The sequence below is a fragment of the Prochlorococcus marinus str. GP2 genome (assembly GCF_000759885.1).
GTDB classification, from domain to species: domain Bacteria; phylum Cyanobacteriota; class Cyanobacteriia; order PCC-6307; family Cyanobiaceae; genus Prochlorococcus_A; species Prochlorococcus_A marinus_J.
This window is the reverse complement of record NZ_JNAH01000008.1, coordinates 107343-125946: the sequence shown is the minus strand read 5'-3', so window position 1 is coordinate 125946 and position 18604 is coordinate 107343. Positions and strand designations below refer to the sequence as shown.

The following is an 18604-nucleotide window of genomic DNA, read 5'->3' as shown; positions in this document are numbered from 1 at the left end:
ACTTATGTTAAAATAACTTTAATAAAGGGTTAAAGTATGGGTAACACAAAGCAACTGCAAAAACTTAAAAACTTAAATGTAAAAGCAGAAAAATGCCTTACAAGAGATGAAGCACAAAAAATATTGATAAAGGCTAATAAGGCTCAGAGTAAAATAAATTTTTAAATTTGATATTTGCTTTTTTTTGGGATAATTTATCAAAAAATTTTACAAATATTTTTCTAATTATTTAGAATTTTTTATTCTATTCAAGTTTGATGGTTTTTAATATTATTAAAATAAGAAAATCCGATGATAGATTTTTATCAAGAAGAGATTGGCTGCATTCAATGCATTCATTTTCTTTCGCAGAGCATAGAGATCCAAAATGGGATAATTTTGGGAAAATTAGAGTTATAAATGAAGATATTATTTCTCCTAATGCAGGATTTAATACACATTCTCATGCAAATATGGAAATAATTACTGTCGTAACAAAAGGAGCAATAACTCATAGAGACTCTTTAAACAATCTTGGAAAAATTCACAAAGATGAAGTACAAGTTATGTCTGCAGGCACTGGAATCTCTCATAGCGAGAAGAATGAAGAAAATGAGAACTGTAAGTTGTTCCAGATTTGGATATACCCTGAAAAAGAAAATATCAAACCTCGATATGATCAAATTTCATTAAATGAAAAGTTGTGGGATAATCTTATTTTTAATTATAAAGACGTTAAAAATAATAAGCTTTTTCTAAATCAAAGGATCTCTTTATGGCGTTGTAAATATAAGCCAATTAAAGAAAAAAAATTGCCATTAAAAATCGATAAATATAATTGGATACAAATAATAGAAGGTAATCTTTTATTAAAAAGTAAAGACTCTAATTCAAATATATTTCTCGAATCTGGAGATGGCTTGGGTTTTGAAGTTGAATATGGTGATGATGTCTCTATAGATACTGAAAAAGACTTAGATTTTCTCTTATTTTCGATGCCTTCCTTATAATTAATCTTTTGCTTTTACCCATCAACTCCTTTATTAAATGCATTTAAGGCTTGCAAAGCCATGTTAAGGTGAACTTCCATTGCACCAAGTGCAATTAAAGAATTTGGTGATTTATCTTTTAGTAAATTCTCTTTTCTTTTTGATAACTCATTAACTACCTTCTTAGTTGAAGCTTCCCAATTGTTTATTAACTCTTCAAATTCTCTTATTTCGGGGCTTTCTATTTCTGCTAATTCATCAGAAAAATGAGCATCCTTTTGTGCTTTAAGCATCAAGTAACTTAATTTTTTATGACTTATTGCTTGAGGTAAATTGTTAGATTCACTCATTGATAGTAGTTAATTTATAGTCAAAATCTAACTAATTAAGTGAATATTTGCTAGAGGGTAAACGGTTGTGATGACCGACCTGAAAATTACGAAATGATACTTGAATAAAAAATGGATTTATTAACCTTTAATTTTTCACTTATTAGTTTCTTGAAATAATCTCCACGCTCTTCATAATTTTTAAATTGATCAAAACTAGAGCATGAAGGTGAGAATAATAATGTCCCAACCCTATTATTTTGTAAATAATGAAAAACAAAATTTAAAAGCTCTTTTAGTTCTGAAAATTCAAAAATATTTTTTTTAAATCCTTCATTAATAAGCGCCATTTTTAGGACTTTTGAGCTTTCTCCAAAAAGAAAAACACATTTAACTTTTTTCTTTAAAACTTTTATCCACTCACTATATTCATTGCCTTTTAATCTACCCCCAGCAATGATTATTATTGGACCTTCAATTGAACTGATTCCCGCAATAGATGAGTCAAAATTTGTAGCTTTACTATCATTAATGATTTCCAGATTATTATTTTTATAAATTGTTTCCATCCTATGGGGTAATTGTTTGTAATTAGATAAAGAATCTTTAATCTTTTTGCCAGATAATCCAACTTTTCTTGCTGCTGCAATTACCAATAAAAGATTTTGAAGATTATGCATTCCTTTTAAAGAAAAATGTTCAAGTTTGAATAATTTCTTTCCTCTCTCAACAATGTTTGCTTGATCATCTATCCAATAATCGCAATGAATAAAATTTGATTTATCGAAACTAGTTGTTATCCAGACCCCTCTTGATAGCGAACTGTAGTGATTTCTTAGATTTTTATCGTCATAATTATAAATTCTAAAATCAGATTTTGTTAACAAGCTTTTTTTTATGTTGAAATAGTTTTCAAGTGTTTTATGTCTTTCAAGATGATCTTCTGTGAAGGTTGTCCATATTCCAATATTAGGTTTTACTTCTGGAGATATTTCTATTTGATAACTGCTTAATTCAGCTACAACCCAATCAATTTTTTCATGTTTTTTGGAGTGAGCATATTTACATAAAGGTGTACCAATATTTCCAGCAAAAGGAGCATATAATCCAGTATCGCAGAGTATATGGCTTAGTAGATGAGTAACAGTGGTCTTGCCATTAGTGCCAGTAATACCTATCCAATTTGTGTCTTTTAAAATTTCCCATGCAACATTAATTTCTCCAATTACTTTAATTCCCTTTTTTTTTAATTCAATAATAGTTATATGGTCATAAGGTATTGATGGACTTACAACAACAGATTCGATCTCTTTCAAAAAAGGTTGAATTTCTTCAAATACAAATTCTTTGTTTAGAGAAACTATTATATTAAGTTCTTCTAATGCTGTTTTTCTTTCTAAGAATTCTATCCCATCTTTACTTTCCCAAACAATTACTCTATTATTAATGCTTCTCAAATACTTGGCAGCCCAAAATCCAGATTTACCTAATCCAATTACAAGATTAATATTTCTTTTACTTGAATGATTATCTATCATTAAATTTATAATTGCATTTATATTAATTGTGTTTAAGGGGTAATTCAATCATGAGATTTTTCTTTAGTGTTTATAGTATTCCTCCAAGAAAAGTTAAATAATGGAAGATAATACTGCAAAATATTGGTTCTCTTGGTTTTATGAAAAGTGGGAGAAAAATGCTCCAGGTGAATTAATTGAACAGGGTTTAACTCCGTCTCAGATTGCTGAGCGATTTGTTAATGAAAACCATGATAGTTTTATTCAATTATCAAAAAAGATTGATGAAAAAAATTTTGATGCTTTAACAGAGTTTATGAAACTTTCAGAGAGTGAATTACATATCTTGAAGTATTTTCTAAAGTTAGTAAAAATGAAAAATTTATAAGAAGTTATTAAGTATTTCGAGGCTTTTTTCCCATAAATTTTTTCTTTCTTTTTTATTCATGGCGAAAGGAGAAGTAGGGGATAGTTTTGGATGACCTCTGAAATTAAATCTAGGACCATAATGATCACCGCCTCTTGCTTCTGGAGAAGTAGCTGCAAAAAGTTGAGGTAAAGCACCCATCTCAGCAGTTTGAAAAATAGGGCTAAATAATTCCAATGAAATTGTTTCTAATGGACCAGGGTTAGGTTTTTGAGCAGTAAAGAGATTTGTTTTTGCAATTCCTGGGTGAGCAGCTAAAGAAAGTATATTTTTGTGCTTTAAGTTCTCGTTTAGTTCCAAAGCAAACATTACATTTGCCAATTTGCTATTGGAGTAAGATTCCCATTTGTTGTAGTAGTTCTCGGCTTTCAGATTTTTCCAACCAACTTTGCCAAAAAATTGTGCTCCGGAAGTAACTGTCACTATTCTTGATTCTTCTTTTTTTTCAATAATTGGAAGTAGCTTTAGAGTCAAAAGCATGTGAGCTAGATGATTAACTGCAAATTGTATTTCATATCCCTGAGCACTAAGAGTTTTAGGCGGATGCATAATGCCTGCATTATTGATTAGTAAATCCAAATTTTCAAAATTATCAAAAATTTTGGACTGAACTTCAACAATATTTTTTAAATCTGACAAATCTAATTCTAAAGGTGTAAATAATCCTTCAGGATTAAGAACTTTAAGTTTTTTGATAGTTTGATTAGCTTTTTCAAGCGATCTACAAGCTATAACAACGTGAGCATTTTTTTCAGCTAAGGCCTTTGCAGTGTAGTATCCAAGACCACTATTTGCACCAGTAATTAGCGCTGTTTTGCCTACAAGGTTTGGAATATTAGATGTTTCCCAGTTAGAAATTTTAGGTCTTGAAATAGTGGCAGTCATTTAGTAATCCTGCAAATTGATTTGGAATTTTACCAAAATTTAATTACTTCTCCACTGTAAATACTGGAAGTCAGTATCGTGAGCTCTGTTTGAGGGTACTATTTAATATTATTTTTGAATTGCATATTGCCATTCGTTATTTTGAGATAAACTTTTCTCTCTAAGTAACTGTAATTTCCTACTATTTATTTTTATAACTATCCCATTAGTTGGATATTTCGCAAATATTTTTCTCTCTAACCAATTTTTTTTATATATGTGGATTTCGCTTGTATGATTTGTGAAGTAACTTTCAGGGGTGCTGAAGCCACATTTTTTAAGATAATTAAGGGTTTCGTATTGATTAAGTCTTCCATTAAGTATTTGGAAACAGCAAAAGCGGAGACTTTCTCCAATCCCTTTTTTATCATTGAGGTATTTTCTTGTAATTCTTTGGGAAATGCCGGCAACTTGGTTTGTAGCGTATAGTTCACCTCTAATTTGAAAATCTCGTTTGATAGGAATACAATCGGGGACATTTTTAATTTGTTTAATTTTGCTTGAGACATCTAATCCTTTTTTTGTAATAGCTTTATTAAAATTGCCATTTATATATCTAATTGCAATAGCACAGCCATCTATTTTTGGTTGAATGCTTAATCTTGTTTTTGTTAATAAACTTTTCAAAAATTCTTTATAATTTTCTTTAGCTAATTTTGGCAAAAGTTTATTATTTTTTTGATTAAAGTAGTCAGTTTCCTGATCAACAGGAATAAAGAGCTTTTCAAGTTGCTTAAATGCACCATCCGAAATTATGCCTTCACCTATTCTGTATTGTTCATCAAGATACTTAGCATCTCTCACTAATAAATTATTCATAATAATTTTGATAAATATTTAAAAACCTTTTAGAAAAAAACATTTAAATAAAGGTTTGAAAATTAAAATTAGATTTAAAAAGTAATTGACCACAAAATATCATCCTACGCAGAGAGCGATTTAAGAGTATAAAATGTACGTACTGGGGGTTTAAATTAAATACTTCAATCAAACATATTTACTTAAAAGTAAAAAAGAAAATTTTAAGGAATAATTTGCGAGCAAATTTTTAAAATTTCTATCAATACCAAAAAAATTTTTTACAATTATAAAATGTCATTTTTATTAAAAGCTCAAAATACCTGGGAAAATTTTGCGAAATACAAAATTAATGATTATGCAAAATTGAGAAATTTTGATTTTGGGCCAAATAACGAAAGTTCAGTTTCAAAATTATCGCCTTTCATTACTCATAGAATTTTATCGGAATATGATCTGATTCATGATATTAAAAGTAAGTATAAAATCAAAAATTCAACTAAATTTGTTGAAGAAATATTTTGGAGAGTTTACTGGAAAGGGTGGATGGAAAATAGACCTAAAGTTTGGAGAAATTTTATTTCAAAAAACAATCTCGATTTTGATTATGAGCTATATGAAAGTGCAATTAATGGCAATACAGAATTAGATTTTTTTAATTCTTGGGTCCATGAATTAAAGCAGTACAACTATTTGCATAACCATACAAGAATGTGGTTTGCGAGTACTTGGATATTTAATTTAGGCCTTCCATGGCAATTGGGAGCAAAGTTTTTCTTTAAATATCTTTTTGATGGTGATGCTGCATCTAATCTCCTTAGCTGGAGATGGGTCGGAGGATTGCAAACGAAGGGAAAACAATATCTTTTTTCATCATCAAATCTAAGAAAATTTTCAAATAATAGATTTAATGCAGAAAAGATCAGTAATCAACAAATTTTTCTTGAAGAATCAAATCAAATACCATTAGAAGATGAGATATATAAAAATGACATGTACCCTAAATCAGATAATCTGATTATGTTTGAAAATGATCTGCACCTTGCAACCTTTAAAAATTTACTTACAAGCTATAAAAAAGTATTTATTATCCTTTTAAAAAATGAACAAAGACAAATTAAATTGTCTGAATCTGTTTTGAAATTTAAACAAGATTTGGTCTCTGAATTTGTAGAGTATTTTGATAATGTTGAACAGATTGATCCTTATTCACTGGAAAATACTTTAAAAAATACCAGGCAAATAGACATTATTTATCCTGGAGTGGGAGAAAATTATGATTTCATAACTGAGTTTAAAAATTTACACCATAAAAAAATTTTTAACCTTGTTAGAGATGAAGATTTATTTGCTTGGAAATTCGCCAAAAAAGGGTTTTTCAAATTTAAAGAAAATATTCCGAAAATCAATCAGAGAATATTAGAAAATTATTCAAAAAATAATTTTTAACCTAGTTGAATTCCTAATCAGAAAAAAAATTCATAAGAGCACTAAGTATAAATACTTAATTAGGTGCGACTTTTCCGGTTTAATCCACGATGGGTACTGTGACTAGTTATTTTTACTTAAGGATAATTTTTTTATAGTGCTTTCAACAATTCTTACCAAGTCGTTTAGCAAAGATACTGCTTTATTAATTCTTAGAGTTATAACTGGAACTGTTCTTATTCATCACGGTTATGAGAAATTAGCAAATATAGAAAACTTCGCTGATGCTTTTGTTAGACCATTACATCTTCCATTCCCAATTTTTTTATCATACGTAGCGGCATTCTCTGAAATAGGTGGTAGTTGGCTACTAATTATCGGTTTAGCTACAAGATTCGGGGCTTTGGCAATAGTTGGAACAATTTCTGTCGCTATATATCATGCACTTGTTACTTCAGGTTTTAATATCTTCTTACTAGAGCTTTTACTTTTGTATTTCGCTTCGGCAACTTCAATCGCATTAACAGGGCCTGGTAATTTCTCTCTAGACGAAGTCATTATCAGAATTTTGAAATCAGAAGATGAAGGCGAAATCATTCCTTCAACAAAATCAAAAAATTCTAAGGAAATTGAAGTTAAAGAAGAAGCAAGCAAAGGTGGCTTATTTCAATTTCTGCAAGCGAACATACTCTCAGATACATCAAGCTAACTTCTTAGGATAGAGATTATTTATTAGTTCTAACCTTTTTCTATAACTATTTCTCTTCTCAAGTTTTATCTTAATTGTTGCTTCAGAAAGACTTATAAACAGCCCAATAGCAGTCACCCAAGATAAAAAAATAAAAGGGTTTTCTGGAATTCCTGAGAAATTCATATGATTAATACTTCTTTTTTAAAACTGACTGATCACTATATGTTTTTCAACCTAAATATACAATTTAGAAATATTTAGGGATTAATTTCAACTTTTTTCCATTTCTTATTCTTTTCCCAAAGATATCTTTTATGAACAGGCTGTTCTAATTTAAGAAGATCTACTGAATCGATTTCAAAATTTAGAACTACAAAATTTTCTGACTTGGGAAGATTGGATAATATTTCATAAGCAGATTGGACTTTTGGGTTTATTTTCTCTCCAGGAGATCCCAAAAACCAAGAAGATTTTGATTTTTCTGATAATAAATCCCAATAATTTTTGTTATCACTTAATTCATGTATTTTTCCTTTAAATCTATATTGTGATTTGGTTTTCAAAAAGAACCATAATATTTCTGCATTAGGGTTGGATTTTAAATGCCCAATTTTTTCACTTCTTCTATCTGTAAAAATAATCATTGAACTATCTTTATGCCACCCTCTGAAAACAACTGTTCTTAATCTTGGCTCATTTTCTTCGCTGACTGTTGCAAGCTGTATCCATCTATTTGAGGGTGATTTGCCCTCTTTTTTTCTAGAAGATTTTAAATCTTGCCTCCAACTGGGTAAGTTGTTATCAGGCATTTAATTTAGGCAATATAAGACCACTTTTCTTTTTGTATTCTTCGAATGCATCATATTTTGAGAGCGATTTATCTTTTTTTATCATTCTTGGTAGAAAAACTACAGAGAAAAATATTGCAAGAATTAGTAATGGTATAAAACTCATTGAAAGTATAGCGAATGATAGATAAATTAGTATTTCTCCTAGATAATTGGTATTCCTTATATTTTTGAAAAATCCTTCTTTAATTAGATCTTTTTTTAATTTAAGAGAAAAATATTTTTGGGCATCACTAGCAAAGTGTAGAAACACACCAATTATATTTATAGATATAGATGCAGCTATTACGATATTTGGAACAGATTTCTGAGATGAGATAAGAATGTAGGGAGATACCCAGTAACTTCCAAGAAAAATAAAACCAGTAACTGAAGTTAAAAAATTGATTTTTTCTTTAAAATAAGGATCTGGGAATATCTTTTCTTTTAGAATCCAAAGTAATCCATAAGTACCATGTAGAGCTAAATAAACGTAGGGAGCGATCGTAAAATTATCAAAAAAAATCATAAGCCCCATTACTACAAATGCAGTGAGTCCCTTATGCAGATTAATTATTTGATTAAGTTTCATTTTTTTTTCATAATCTAAAAAATGAAATTATTTTCTGTGGATATAACCTAGGTCGTCAAAAGTTTTGATGGGCGATACTGGATTCGAACCAGTGGCCACTACCGTGTCGAGGTAGTGCTCTACCACTGAGCTAATCGCCCCAATTGAGGAATTTTAACCCCCCTTATAAGAAAATAGCAGGTTGCGTTTCATTTTCTAAGTAATTTAACTTTCCATCGTTCTCTTTTGGTCATTTCTAAATTTAGAATTTCAATAAAACCTTTATTTTCAAGTTCTAGTTTGTCGCCAATTTTTAGATTAATTGTTGGCTTATTAACTTTGCTTCCATTTAATCTGAGCATTCCATTTTCTATCCTTTCGATGATTTTGGTTCGTGATACCCTAAAACCTGCTGAAGCTATTGCATCTAATCTTGTTGATGCTTCTACTGTATTGACAAGTTTTTTTGATCTTCCTGAAGGTATTTGTAATTCATCTATACCTACTACATTAACTTTTACTTTTACGTCTCTTAAATAAAAAATCTTTTCATCTAAGTGCTTAATATCTGAATTATCAATTATCCCTTGTGCTCCCCTATCGCCAATAGTCCATATATCTCCAACTTTTATTTGATTAACCCCATTTTCACTTAAGAGGGATCTAAAGTCGTCTTGTGTAGCATTATCAAATAAAAAATTTCCATTAATTTTTATTCCTTGAGCTGGAAAATTACTTTTTAGCGCATCCTCTTCAGGAATATTATCTCCTCTGAAGCAAGCTATCCTAGATCTTTGAGAAGAGGAGAATCCTCCATAAATAAAAAATTTGAAATCATTTAAATTTTCAAAATCTTTTAAAATCTCTTCGCAAACATAAGTTGAATTAAACCCAGTCCAATAAGTTTCCCAGTGTTTGTAAGCTAAGTTAGCAATATTTATTAATTCCTCAGTTTCTTTTTTGTAGTTTGAATTTATTAAGATCTCTTTTAAGTCAATCATTTAGCCTTCTAAAAAAATTATATCTTTTGCTTCTGATTGTTTTATCAAAGCCCATGGTAATTCAGCTCCAATTTGATTTTCAAGTAGAACAAGCCATTTACCCTCTTTATTAAAATTAATGATCGATCTTAACTCTTTATTTCTATTAATGTTGATACTTGCAGAAGAAACAATGCTTCCTAAATATCCTGAACCCATTCCTAAAAGACCTCCAATTAATGATTCCCCGATGTTATTTAAACCAAGAAAGCTGAAGGTAGATAAATTTGTCATATTAGAAAAAGCTATTCCAGCTACAAACCCAAATGGCATTAGCCATCTACTCATATCTTGTTGTCTGATCTTTCTATCAAGTTTAGGGTTTAAGATTCTTATATCTTCAAAATTTTGAGATTTGAATAAGATATTTGCTTTCGCATTGAGCAATTCTGTTTCGTCTGATGATATTTTCTCACTTATTGGTGGGATCAAAATAGCTTCAGAAAGCATTACTGATTTTTCTTTGAAAACATCAAATAGCTGGATACATTGATCAATGTCTTCAAATATCACAATACTTTTAGTCAAATTTCAATCCTCAATTGTTTGTGTGTTATTCAAATTAATAAAATAAGATACATACACTATAGATTAAGTTAAAGTAAAAGATTAAAGAACCAATCTTAAATGACAAAAGTTCTCATTACAGATCCAATTGATCAAACAGGAATCGATATTCTTTCACAAGTTGCTCAGGTTGATCAGAAGATAGGAATCTCAGACTCTGAGTTAGCTTCCATTATTAAAGATTATGATGCTTTAATGATTCGCTCTGGCACTCAAGTGACTGAAGAGATTATTAACTCTTCAAGTAAACTGAGAATCATTGGGAGAGCAGGAGTTGGAGTCGATAATGTAGATGTTAAGGCTGCTACGCAAAAAGGAGTCCTTGTTGTTAATTCTCCAGGGGGTAACACAATAGCTGCGGCTGAACATACTATAGCTATGATGTTGGCCTTATCTAGACATATTCCGGTTGCTAATAGTAGTACTTTATTAGGTAAATGGGAAAGAAAGAAATTTGTTGGGAATGAGCTTTATAAGAAAAAATTAGGTGTAGTAGGTTTAGGAAAAATTGGTGCTCATGTAGCGAAAGTAGCTAATGCATTGGGAATGGAAGTTTGCGGATATGATCCATTTGTTTCAACTGAAAGAGCTCAACAAATCCAAGTTAAACTATCTGATCTAGAAGATTTATTCCAACAATCCGATTATGTAACTTTGCATTTACCTCGCACACCAGAGACAGAAAATTTAGTAAATATGGAGGTGCTTAAAAGTATGAAAAGTAGCGCAAAATTAATTAATTGTGCTCGAGGAGGCTTGATTGACGAAGAAGCATTAGCAGAAGCTTTAAATAAATCATTGATTGGAGCGGCTGCAATAGATGTCTTTTCAAAAGAACCTTTGGAATCTAATTCGCCACTTTTGAAGGTTGAAAAGAATCTTATTCTTACCCCTCACTTAGGAGCATCTACTCGGGAAGCACAAGAAAATGTAGCTGTTGACGTTGCAGAACAAATCAGAGATGTCTTGCTTGGTTTATCTGCGAGAACTGCAGTAAACATACCAGGTTTAAGTCCTGATATTATGGATAGTCTTAAACCTCATTTGCAGCTGGCTGAAACAATGGGTCTTCTTATAAGCCAGCTTTCAGGTGGACAGATTCAAAAACTAGAGGTGAAGCTACAAGGTGAGTTTGTTCAACATCCTTCCCAGCCATTAATAATAGCAAGTCTAAAAGGGTTTCTAAGTAAAGCTTTGGGAGATAGGATCAATTACGTAAATGCTTCTCTAGAAGCAGATTCGAGAGGTATTTCAGTAATCGAGAGTAAAGATGAGGCAAGACCTGAATTTGCTAGTGGATCGCTTCAATTATCCACTTATGGAGATAATGGAGACCATAGCGTAGCAGGAAGCATTTTTGCTGATGGGGAATTAAGAATTATTAGTATTGATCAATATCCTGTTAATGTATCGCCAAGTAGATATATGCTGGTTACTAGGCACAGGGATATGCCTGGTATTATTGGCAAGCTTGGTTCTTTATTGGGTAGCAACAATGTAAATATCGCCTCAATGCAAGTTGGGCGCAAAATTGTTAGAGGAGAAGCTGTTATGGTTCTAAGTATTGATGATCCAATTCCTAATAAGTTGCTTGACACCATTATTAAAGTAGAGGGAATTACCAATGCTAATCCAGTTACTCTATAAAAAGGCCTGCTCTATTAATGGTAATTAAAGATTGGTATAAACTAACTTTTCTGATAGAAAGTGATTCAGAAGAAATTATTATTTGGAAATTAAATGAGCTGGGAATATTTAGTTTTTCATTTGAATATTTAATTAAAAATGAAAATAAAAAAAAGGTGAATATATGGCTTCCAGTCGATGATTGGGGAGATAGTTCTAGGTGTAGTTTTGAAAAAATAATTAGAAAACTTCTAAACATTAATGCCCCTAAGAATCAATTTTTTGATTGGAGTATTATCAAAGAGGAGGATTGGTTGACAAGCTGGAAGAAATATTGGGCTCCTGAATTAGTGGGAAATCATTTTTTAATATTGCCTTGTTGGATAAATCTAAATGAAAAATTTAAAGATAAAAAAATCATAAAAATTGATCCTGGAGCAGCCTTTGGTACAGGAAGTCATCCTTCGACTTATCTTTGCTTGGAAAAAATGGAGACTATTTTATTTTCTGATAAAAAAATATTAGATATTGGAAGTGGTAGTGGGATCTTGAGTGTCGCCGCTAGATTACTTGGCGCTAGCGATGTTTGTGCAGTGGATAATGATTATTTAGCTATAAATTCAACTAAATCTAATTTCCAACTAAATTTTGGTAATTTAAAAAACTTAAATACCTTTTTGGGATCTTTTAATGAAGTAATTTTAAAAAATCAACTGCAACAATTTGATTTTGTTTTATGCAATATTCTTGCGGAAGTAATAAAAGGAATGATTCCAAATATTTATAATTGCTTGAGAAACAATGGGGAAGTAATTTTCAGTGGAATTCTGAATTCACAAAAAGATGAAATTATAAAAATATTAATTCAGAATGACTTGAAATTATTGGATGTATCAACTAAAAAGGATTGGGTATGCATTTCTGCGCAAAAAGCCAGCGATCCAACCTAAATATAAGTTTTTCTTATAGATATTCTTTCATACATTTTATTGTGTCATTTTTTACTTCAAAATCTCACATATCGACCTAATCGATGTTAAAAATGTATTTATTAGGTATTAATTACCAACAATTTTTTATTTAAATGGCTTCTTACAAAGTTACACTCATCAACGAAGGTGAAGGTCTCAATTCCACAATTGAAGTACCTGATGATCAGTACATCCTAGATGCGGCTGAAGAGCAAGGTATCGACCTTCCTTACTCCTGCAGAGCTGGTGCATGTTCAACATGTGCTGGAAAAGTTACTTCAGGTAGTGTTGATCAGTCTGATCAAAGTTTCTTGGATGACGACCAATTAGAAGCTGGTTTTGTTCTTACTTGTGTGGCTTATCCAACATCTGACGTAACAATTACAACTCATGCTGAGGAAGAATTGTACTAATTATAAAAATTTAACTTTTCTAAGTTGATTATTAATTATTTATCTGCCACCCTCTATGAAGGTGGCTTTTTTTTGTAAATGGATAAATTTCAATTTTTCAAGACTGGTAGTGTTCAATCAAGTTATGGAGGTCAGTACAGTTATAAGGTAATTGGCCCTTGTTGCAGACTATATGATAGGGAAGAGTTACCTTGGCCCTGCTCAAGGCTTGCTTGGAGAAGTAAGGAGCCTAGTTGGAGAAGAATAGGGTCTAGGTTCGTTGCTGATATGGCTTCAAGAAAATGCCCATCTTACTCAGTTCTGATTTTGGAGCCTGGATCAAAACCTGTTGAGACTGTTATAACTCTTTTTTCAAAGAGATTTTCTTCTGATATACAAGAATGGTGGTATAGCAAAAAACCAGGCTCAAAAGAGCCTGGTAATATCTTCCCTTATGAAATTGGTTAGCTTTAAATATTATGCTTTTGGCTTTGGAGGCATGTAACCTTTTAAGCCAGTGCATTCAAGACTATCAATTGTATTAACTCCAGTTTGTGAGTTAGTTCCACTAGCTCTCTCACATAATGATTTTCTCTGAGAAAGATCAAGATTTGCATCAGTAAAGTCTGCCCCATCAATAATTGCTCCATCAAAAACACTTTTCATTAGCTCACCATTGGTAAGATTTGCATCTGTAAAATCGGCATTATCAAAGCGTGTTGCATATGCAATGAGGTCCGTCATATTGGCTCCTTTAAAACTAGAGTTTTTTGCAGTCGTCACGCTCATATATGCACCTTGAAGATTAGCTTCTCCTAAATCTTGATTAGATAAATCATATTTAACATATTCAGTATTATGAAGGTCAGCACCGTGAAGATCTTCTTTTAGAACGTCAACTGATGAAGGATCACTAGGATAGAGTGCATTTGCAGATATTGGATTAATAAGTAACCCAATAATTAATGGAAGAAAAATGAATAGTCTTTTACAAGACTTATGTAGTGATGAAAAAATAGAGACCATTTCGATCGACATCAAATAGAAAAACCTAAGACTATTATTTCATGGGTTGGTCATTTACAACGCTCCTGCTAACGAACTGTTGCAGTTTATTTTATTTCTGCCGTTAGAAAATCTTTTGCAAGCTGAGTATTTGGAAAAATTTTTTGAGCCTCTTTAAGCAAATCGCTTGGAGTAATTGCATTTTTATTGGTATATCTTGGACTTAAATGAGTAATAATTAATTTTTTTGTGTTAGATAATAATGCTGTTTTGGCAGCCATGATTGTTGTGGAATGTAATTTTTCGTATGCCATGCTTTCATCCTCCTCTGAAAAAGTAGATTCATGTACGAGTAAATCGGCATTTTTTGATAGTGAAACAGCTGATTCGCTAAATATAGTATCTGTGCAATAAACAAAACTCTCACCCTCTCTAGGGGGGCCACAGAATTCTTTCCCATCAAATGTCCTACCATCCGCTAAAACTACTTTTTTACCTTTTTGCAGTTCTGAATAAATTGGTCCAGGTGCTATTTTTAGAGACTCTGCTTTTTTGATATCAAATATACCTGGTTTATCTTTTTCACTAACTCGATAACCATAAGCAGGTATTTTATGTTTAAGACAGGCGCAGTTTACTTTTATTTTATTGTTTTCAAATAGCATTTTATTTTCTGATGCAAAATTTTCAACTTCCACAAAATGCAATGGAAACGATAATTTGCAAAAACTACTTTTAAGTGCAGAATTTATAAAACTTCTCAACTCTGAAGGACCGTAAATTTCAATACCCTTACTATTTCCTGATAAACCTAAGGTAGCCAAAAGTCCAGGTAAACCATAAATATGATCTCCATGCATATGAGTAATAAATATTTTCTTGATTTGTGAAGATTTGATATTGCTTTTCATTATTTGATGTTGCGTTCCCTCTCCACAATCAAAAAGCCAAACTTCTGATGACTGTGATAATTTAAGCGCTAGGGAAGAAACATTCCTCGTCAAGGATGGGACTCCTGAGCTTGTTCCTAAGAAGGTGATGTTCACTTATATTAATATTGTTGTTTTTTTATCTGGATTAAATCTAGACTTTTAGTGAAATTAAGGCAATTTCAAAATTTGTTTTTCAAACAAAGTGATATTAAAGATCATAAAAAACACCCATAACTTTTGTTTAATAAGTATATTAATTTTTTGTTTTTCTCAAAATCGAGCTTTATCAGCTTCAAAAGAACCTAACATAAGTGTTCTAATTTTAAAAGACAAAAAAATTAGAATTAGGTCAGATAGATCAATTCCATTAACAATCAAAGGTCAAAGATTTTCAAATAAAAAAATTAAAGGTTTAACTTTAAAAAAACAAAATAATAGAACTACTCTAATTTTTGATAAGAATAAACAAAAAATTTATGATTTGAAAAATAAAGAAAAATTTTTAGTGAGTTCCTCAGATAGAAGAGGCATTTGGGTTGGTCAGAAAAGATACGCAGGTAAATTGAACATTTTTATAAGTGATAATTACATATTGGTAGTTAATGTTCTTGGGATTGAGAAGTATCTCGCTAGTGTTGTTGGTTCAGAAATGCCCGCTAAATGGCCTTTGGAAGCATTAAAAGCTCAAGCTATCGCATCTAGAACTTATGCTTTGAAGCAAAAAGGAAATCCTCTATACGATATTGATTCGACAAATATGAATCAGGTCTATATAGGACTTGAGGCTGGGACACATAAAACTAAAAGAGCAGTAAACAGCACAAGATCATTAGTTTTAACTTATGAAAACAAATTAATTAATGCTTTATTTCATAGTAGTTCTGCTGGCATGACAGAGAATAGCCAAGATGTATGGAAAAATAAATATCCATATTTATCAAGTGTTAAAGACTTTGATAAAAATAATCCAAAACTTCGATGGAATCAAAAGTTCTCACAATCTCAATTGCAAAAATTATTCCCACGGATTGGAGGGATAAACAAAATTGAAATCTTAAATGTAACAAGTACGGGTCGAGTAAAAAATGTAAGAATTCATGGTGATTTTGGTACTGATCAAATTTCAGGAGTTGATATTCGAAAAAAAATGAACCTTAAAAGTACTTTAGTTAGATTTAAATTTGTCGAAGATAATGAATTTAAATCTCTTAATCATACTCCTAAATTATTATCAACAAATGGATTAGAAAATGAACCTCTTACCCATATTGTTCGAGTTGGAGAAACCTTGATAGTTATTGCTGATCAATATGATGTAAGTGTTGAGGAAATCGTTGCGTTAAATAATATTAAAGATTCATCAATAATAAAGATAGGTCAAAGATTATTAGTTCCCAGAAATCCTCTTAATTCTTCATCTTCTCCAGCAAAGATTTTAGTAGTTTCAGGATTTGGATCTGGTCATGGTGTTGGGATGAGTCAATGGGGAGCTAAACATATGGCGAATCAGGGAGCAAAAGCAAAAACTATCTTAAAACATTTTTATAAAGGAGTTGAGATAAAACCTTTTAAAAAATATTTTTTATAAAAATTATTTTGCATTAAGAACTAATTTTGGATTTATATTAGTTTGATCCTCATTTAAGAAACCTATCCCTAGCAATTTTTGTCTTTTATCTATAACCTTTATGGGTTTTTTATAATCAAAAGTTTTGCTTTTTTTTAAATAATTAATATCAATTTTAATTGCTCTTCCAGTTTGCCAAAAATTGATTTGCTCTTCAAAAGTTAAGACAAATGTTGAAATGTGATTAAGAGCAGAAATTGTTGGAATAATAAAATTTTTCGAGTTATTTTTACCTTTTTCTTTTTCGATATCAGATATTTTTATCGAGTTTTGTTCATCAAAGCCACAAGCTGAAATTCTTTTTAGTTGCAGAAGGCAACCTTCGGAATTGAGAATTTCTCCTATATCTCTTGCGATTGATCTTATATATGTGCCAGCTGAACATTTTATTTTTATTTCTATGATTCCGTTAATTTGGTCCCATTTCATTAAAATAAGTTCTTCTATTTTTACTTCTCTTGGTGCTAATTGAAAATTTTCATTCCTGAACGATTTTTTATAAGCTCTCTCTCCATTAACGTGAACACTAGAAACTTTCGGAGGAATTTGTTTAATGATTCCTCTAAATCTATTTAAGTATTGATCTAATTTTTCATCGCTGATTGTAGGCCAACTTTTTTGACTAATTATTTCGCCTTGAATATCATCTGTGTTAGTTCTTATCCCTAATTTAATTTGTCCTATATAAGTTTTACCCTGAGGAAGATATTGAATAAATCTCGTTGCATTGCCTATAGCGATTGGTAATGTTCCTATAACTTCTGGGTCAAGAGTCCCTGTATGTCCGACTTTTTTTGTATTTAGTAACTTCCTTATTTGTTTAACGCAATCATGAGAGGTGCAGCCTTTATCTTTATTAATTACTAAGAATCCATCTTTAGTTTCCATTTTTAATATTAAGAATACTTTGAGAAAGATTTATGATCATTCTATGATTTTGGTATTGGAAATTTAGAGTAAGAAAATTGAAAAATAATAATTTCATTTTAAAAGAGTTTATAGACAATGCTTTCAATTTGAAATCACACTTAATGGAATACTTATCTATTAGGGAATGTGATTTAGATGGATTCCTTGCAAGTGCAAAGATGAATTTGGCAAATTCACATCCTGGCGATGCTTTGAATGATGTTTCAGATTTTTACACTGATATTGTAGGAGATAGGCATGTAGCTGATTTAGCTGCTTGGCATATCACAAGTAGGGACTATATAGCTGATACTTTAAAACTTCAGCAGAGATTTTCTAAAGGTTTAGTTTTGGATTTTGGAGGAGGTATTGGTACGCATGCCCTAGCTAACGCTATGTCTTCAAAAGTTGAGCATGTTTTTTTTGTAGATATTAATCAAACAAATAGAAATTTTGTTGAATACAGGGCTAAGCAATTAGGAGTTGAAAAAAAACTTACTTTTTGCAAGACAATTCAAGATACACAAATAGTTAAATTTGATACTATAGTTTGCTTTGATGTTTTGGAACATCTTGCAGATCCAGCTTCTCAAATTAATCATTTCAGTGAGATTATGGATAGTAATTCTATTGCTCTATTCAATTGGTATTTCTACAAAGGAGATAACAATGAATATCCTTTTCATATCGATGAAAGTAAAATTATTGAAAAGTTTTTTGAGACTCTTCAATCAAAATTTTTAGAGGTATTTCATCCTATTCTTATAACTGCAAGAGCTTATAGGAAAATTAGATAACTATATTAACTCTTTTTCTATTTCTTAAATTTCGTTTAATGCTTTCGAAACTTACGGTTCCTTCTTTTAGTGCAAAAAGCGTGTCATCTTTACCTTTACCAACATTGTTTCCAGGCAAAAATGATGTACCTCTTTGGCGAATTAAAATTGATCCAGCAGTTACTTTTTCACCACCATAAGCTTTGACACCCAGTCTTTTAGAATTTGAATCTCGACCGTTTCTAGTAGAACCTGTTCCTTTTTTATGTGCCATTAGAA

General features: G+C 30.8%; 24 protein-coding genes and 1 tRNA gene. 11 read left to right on the top strand and 14 right to left on the bottom strand.

Annotated features, from left to right (window positions below; translation table 11 throughout):
* The first annotated feature begins 36 nt into the window (after positions 1-36).
* Positions 37-165 (top strand): hypothetical protein, encoded by a 129-nt coding sequence (locus tag EU91_RS09675; protein WP_275040673.1) that lies wholly within the window; start codon positions 37-39, stop codon positions 163-165.
* Positions 166-257: 92 nt separating this feature from the next.
* Entirely contained in the window at positions 258-989 is a 732-nt protein-coding gene (locus EU91_RS01705) for a pirin family protein (RefSeq protein ID WP_072012906.1), read from the top strand.
* 14 nt (positions 990-1003) lie between these two features.
* On the opposite strand, the gene EU91_RS01710 is transcribed toward EU91_RS01705, so the two are convergent.
* The gene (locus tag EU91_RS01710; protein WP_032524945.1) at positions 1004-1318 is read right to left on the bottom strand and encodes a hypothetical protein; all 315 of its coding nucleotides are present in this window, start codon (positions 1316-1318) and stop codon (positions 1004-1006) included.
* A gap of 86 nt (positions 1319-1404) precedes the next feature.
* Positions 1405-2835 (bottom strand): UDP-N-acetylmuramoyl-L-alanine--D-glutamate ligase, encoded by a 1431-nt coding sequence (gene murD / locus EU91_RS01715; RefSeq protein WP_032524944.1) that lies wholly within the window; start codon positions 2833-2835, stop codon positions 1405-1407.
* A gap of 100 nt (positions 2836-2935) precedes the next feature.
* Between murD and EU91_RS01720 the strand changes: the two genes are divergently transcribed.
* Entirely contained in the window at positions 2936-3202 is a 267-nt protein-coding gene (locus tag EU91_RS01720) for a hypothetical protein (RefSeq protein WP_032524943.1), read from the top strand.
* On the opposite strand, the gene EU91_RS01725 is transcribed toward EU91_RS01720, so the two are convergent.
* Both EU91_RS01725 and EU91_RS01730 read right to left on the bottom strand, forming a co-directional pair.
* On the bottom strand, positions 3197-4126 hold the full coding sequence (locus EU91_RS01725; RefSeq protein ID WP_032524942.1) for an oxidoreductase: 930 nt from the start codon (positions 4124-4126) through the stop codon (positions 3197-3199). The two genes, EU91_RS01720 and EU91_RS01725, sit on opposite strands and share 6 nt — an antisense overlap.
* A gap of 108 nt (positions 4127-4234) precedes the next feature.
* Positions 4235-4984, bottom strand: a complete 750-nt coding sequence (locus tag EU91_RS01730; RefSeq protein WP_032524941.1) for an NAD-dependent DNA ligase — start codon at positions 4982-4984, stop codon at positions 4235-4237.
* Positions 4985-5257: 273 nt separating this feature from the next.
* Between EU91_RS01730 and EU91_RS01735 the strand changes: the two genes are divergently transcribed.
* Positions 5258-6412: an FAD-binding domain-containing protein gene (locus tag EU91_RS01735; RefSeq protein ID WP_032524940.1), complete on the top strand. Its 1155-nt coding sequence runs from the start codon at positions 5258-5260 to the stop codon at positions 6410-6412.
* 136 nt (positions 6413-6548) lie between these two features.
* Positions 6549-7100, top strand: a complete 552-nt coding sequence (locus tag EU91_RS01740) for a DoxX family protein (protein WP_032524939.1) — start codon at positions 6549-6551, stop codon at positions 7098-7100.
* Here the strand turns inward: EU91_RS01740 and EU91_RS09495 are convergent.
* The 6 genes from EU91_RS09495 to EU91_RS01765 form a co-directional block, all read right to left on the bottom strand.
* Positions 7092-7265 carry a hypothetical protein gene (locus EU91_RS09495; protein ID WP_193741636.1) on the bottom strand — a complete coding sequence of 58 codons (174 nt, stop codon included), beginning with the start codon at positions 7263-7265 and terminating at the stop codon, positions 7092-7094. The two genes, EU91_RS01740 and EU91_RS09495, sit on opposite strands and share 9 nt — an antisense overlap.
* A gap of 74 nt (positions 7266-7339) precedes the next feature.
* Positions 7340-7891: a pyridoxamine 5'-phosphate oxidase family protein gene (locus tag EU91_RS01745; protein WP_032524938.1), complete on the bottom strand. Its 552-nt coding sequence runs from the start codon at positions 7889-7891 to the stop codon at positions 7340-7342.
* Positions 7884-8501: a methyltransferase family protein gene (locus EU91_RS01750; protein WP_032524937.1), complete on the bottom strand. Its 618-nt coding sequence runs from the start codon at positions 8499-8501 to the stop codon at positions 7884-7886. Before EU91_RS01750 ends, EU91_RS01745 begins: the two co-directional genes overlap by 8 nt.
* A 68-nt stretch (positions 8502-8569) precedes the next feature.
* A tRNA-Val gene (locus tag EU91_RS01755) sits at positions 8570-8641 on the bottom strand.
* A 48-nt stretch (positions 8642-8689) separates the two neighbouring features.
* Positions 8690-9481 carry a photosystem II S4 domain protein gene (locus EU91_RS01760; protein WP_032524936.1) on the bottom strand — a complete coding sequence of 264 codons (792 nt, stop codon included), beginning with the start codon at positions 9479-9481 and terminating at the stop codon, positions 8690-8692.
* Positions 9482-10048, bottom strand: a complete 567-nt coding sequence (locus tag EU91_RS01765; protein ID WP_032524935.1) for a hypothetical protein — start codon at positions 10046-10048, stop codon at positions 9482-9484.
* A 99-nt stretch (positions 10049-10147) separates the two neighbouring features.
* Between EU91_RS01765 and serA the strand changes: the two genes are divergently transcribed.
* The 4 genes from serA to EU91_RS01785 all read left to right on the top strand — a co-directional run bounded on the left by serA (position 10148) and on the right by EU91_RS01785 (position 13544).
* Positions 10148-11734, top strand: coding sequence for a phosphoglycerate dehydrogenase (gene serA / locus EU91_RS01770; RefSeq protein WP_032524934.1), 1587 nt, complete (start codon positions 10148-10150; stop codon positions 11732-11734).
* A gap of 17 nt (positions 11735-11751) precedes the next feature.
* Positions 11752-12663, top strand: a complete 912-nt coding sequence (gene prmA / locus EU91_RS01775; RefSeq protein WP_032524933.1) for a 50S ribosomal protein L11 methyltransferase — start codon at positions 11752-11754, stop codon at positions 12661-12663.
* Between the two features lie 134 nt (positions 12664-12797).
* Positions 12798-13097: a ferredoxin gene (locus EU91_RS01780; protein ID WP_032520210.1), complete on the top strand. Its 300-nt coding sequence runs from the start codon at positions 12798-12800 to the stop codon at positions 13095-13097.
* A 78-nt stretch (positions 13098-13175) separates the two neighbouring features.
* Positions 13176-13544, top strand: coding sequence for a hypothetical protein (locus EU91_RS01785; RefSeq protein WP_032524932.1), 369 nt, complete (start codon positions 13176-13178; stop codon positions 13542-13544).
* Between the two features lie 9 nt (positions 13545-13553).
* Here EU91_RS01785 and EU91_RS01790 read toward each other — a convergent pair whose 3' ends face one another.
* Both EU91_RS01790 and rnz read right to left on the bottom strand, forming a co-directional pair.
* Positions 13554-14114: a pentapeptide repeat-containing protein gene (locus EU91_RS01790; RefSeq protein WP_152556182.1), complete on the bottom strand. Its 561-nt coding sequence runs from the start codon at positions 14112-14114 to the stop codon at positions 13554-13556.
* Positions 14115-14188: 74 nt separating this feature from the next.
* Positions 14189-15127, bottom strand: coding sequence for a ribonuclease Z (gene rnz, locus EU91_RS01795; protein WP_032524931.1), 939 nt, complete (start codon positions 15125-15127; stop codon positions 14189-14191).
* A gap of 88 nt (positions 15128-15215) precedes the next feature.
* Here rnz and EU91_RS01800 point away from each other — a divergent pair, with 88 nt between their 5' ends.
* Positions 15216-16601, top strand: coding sequence for a SpoIID/LytB domain-containing protein (locus EU91_RS01800; RefSeq protein ID WP_052041310.1), 1386 nt, complete (start codon positions 15216-15218; stop codon positions 16599-16601).
* A gap of 3 nt (positions 16602-16604) precedes the next feature.
* On the opposite strand, the gene truB is transcribed toward EU91_RS01800, so the two are convergent.
* Complete coding sequence (gene truB, locus EU91_RS01805; RefSeq protein ID WP_032524930.1) at positions 16605-17528, bottom strand: tRNA pseudouridine(55) synthase TruB; 924 nt, start codon at positions 17526-17528, stop codon at positions 16605-16607.
* Between the two features lie 143 nt (positions 17529-17671).
* On the opposite strand from truB, the gene EU91_RS01810 reads away from it, so the two are divergent.
* Positions 17672-18346 carry a class I SAM-dependent methyltransferase gene (locus EU91_RS01810; RefSeq protein WP_082303045.1) on the top strand — a complete coding sequence of 225 codons (675 nt, stop codon included), beginning with the start codon at positions 17672-17674 and terminating at the stop codon, positions 18344-18346.
* On the opposite strand, the gene rpmA is transcribed toward EU91_RS01810, so the two are convergent.
* Positions 18339-18599 carry a 50S ribosomal protein L27 gene (rpmA, locus tag EU91_RS01815; RefSeq protein WP_025937540.1) on the bottom strand — a complete coding sequence of 87 codons (261 nt, stop codon included), beginning with the start codon at positions 18597-18599 and terminating at the stop codon, positions 18339-18341. The genes EU91_RS01810 and rpmA overlap by 8 nt on opposite strands.
* Positions 18600-18604: the final 5 nt, after the last annotated feature.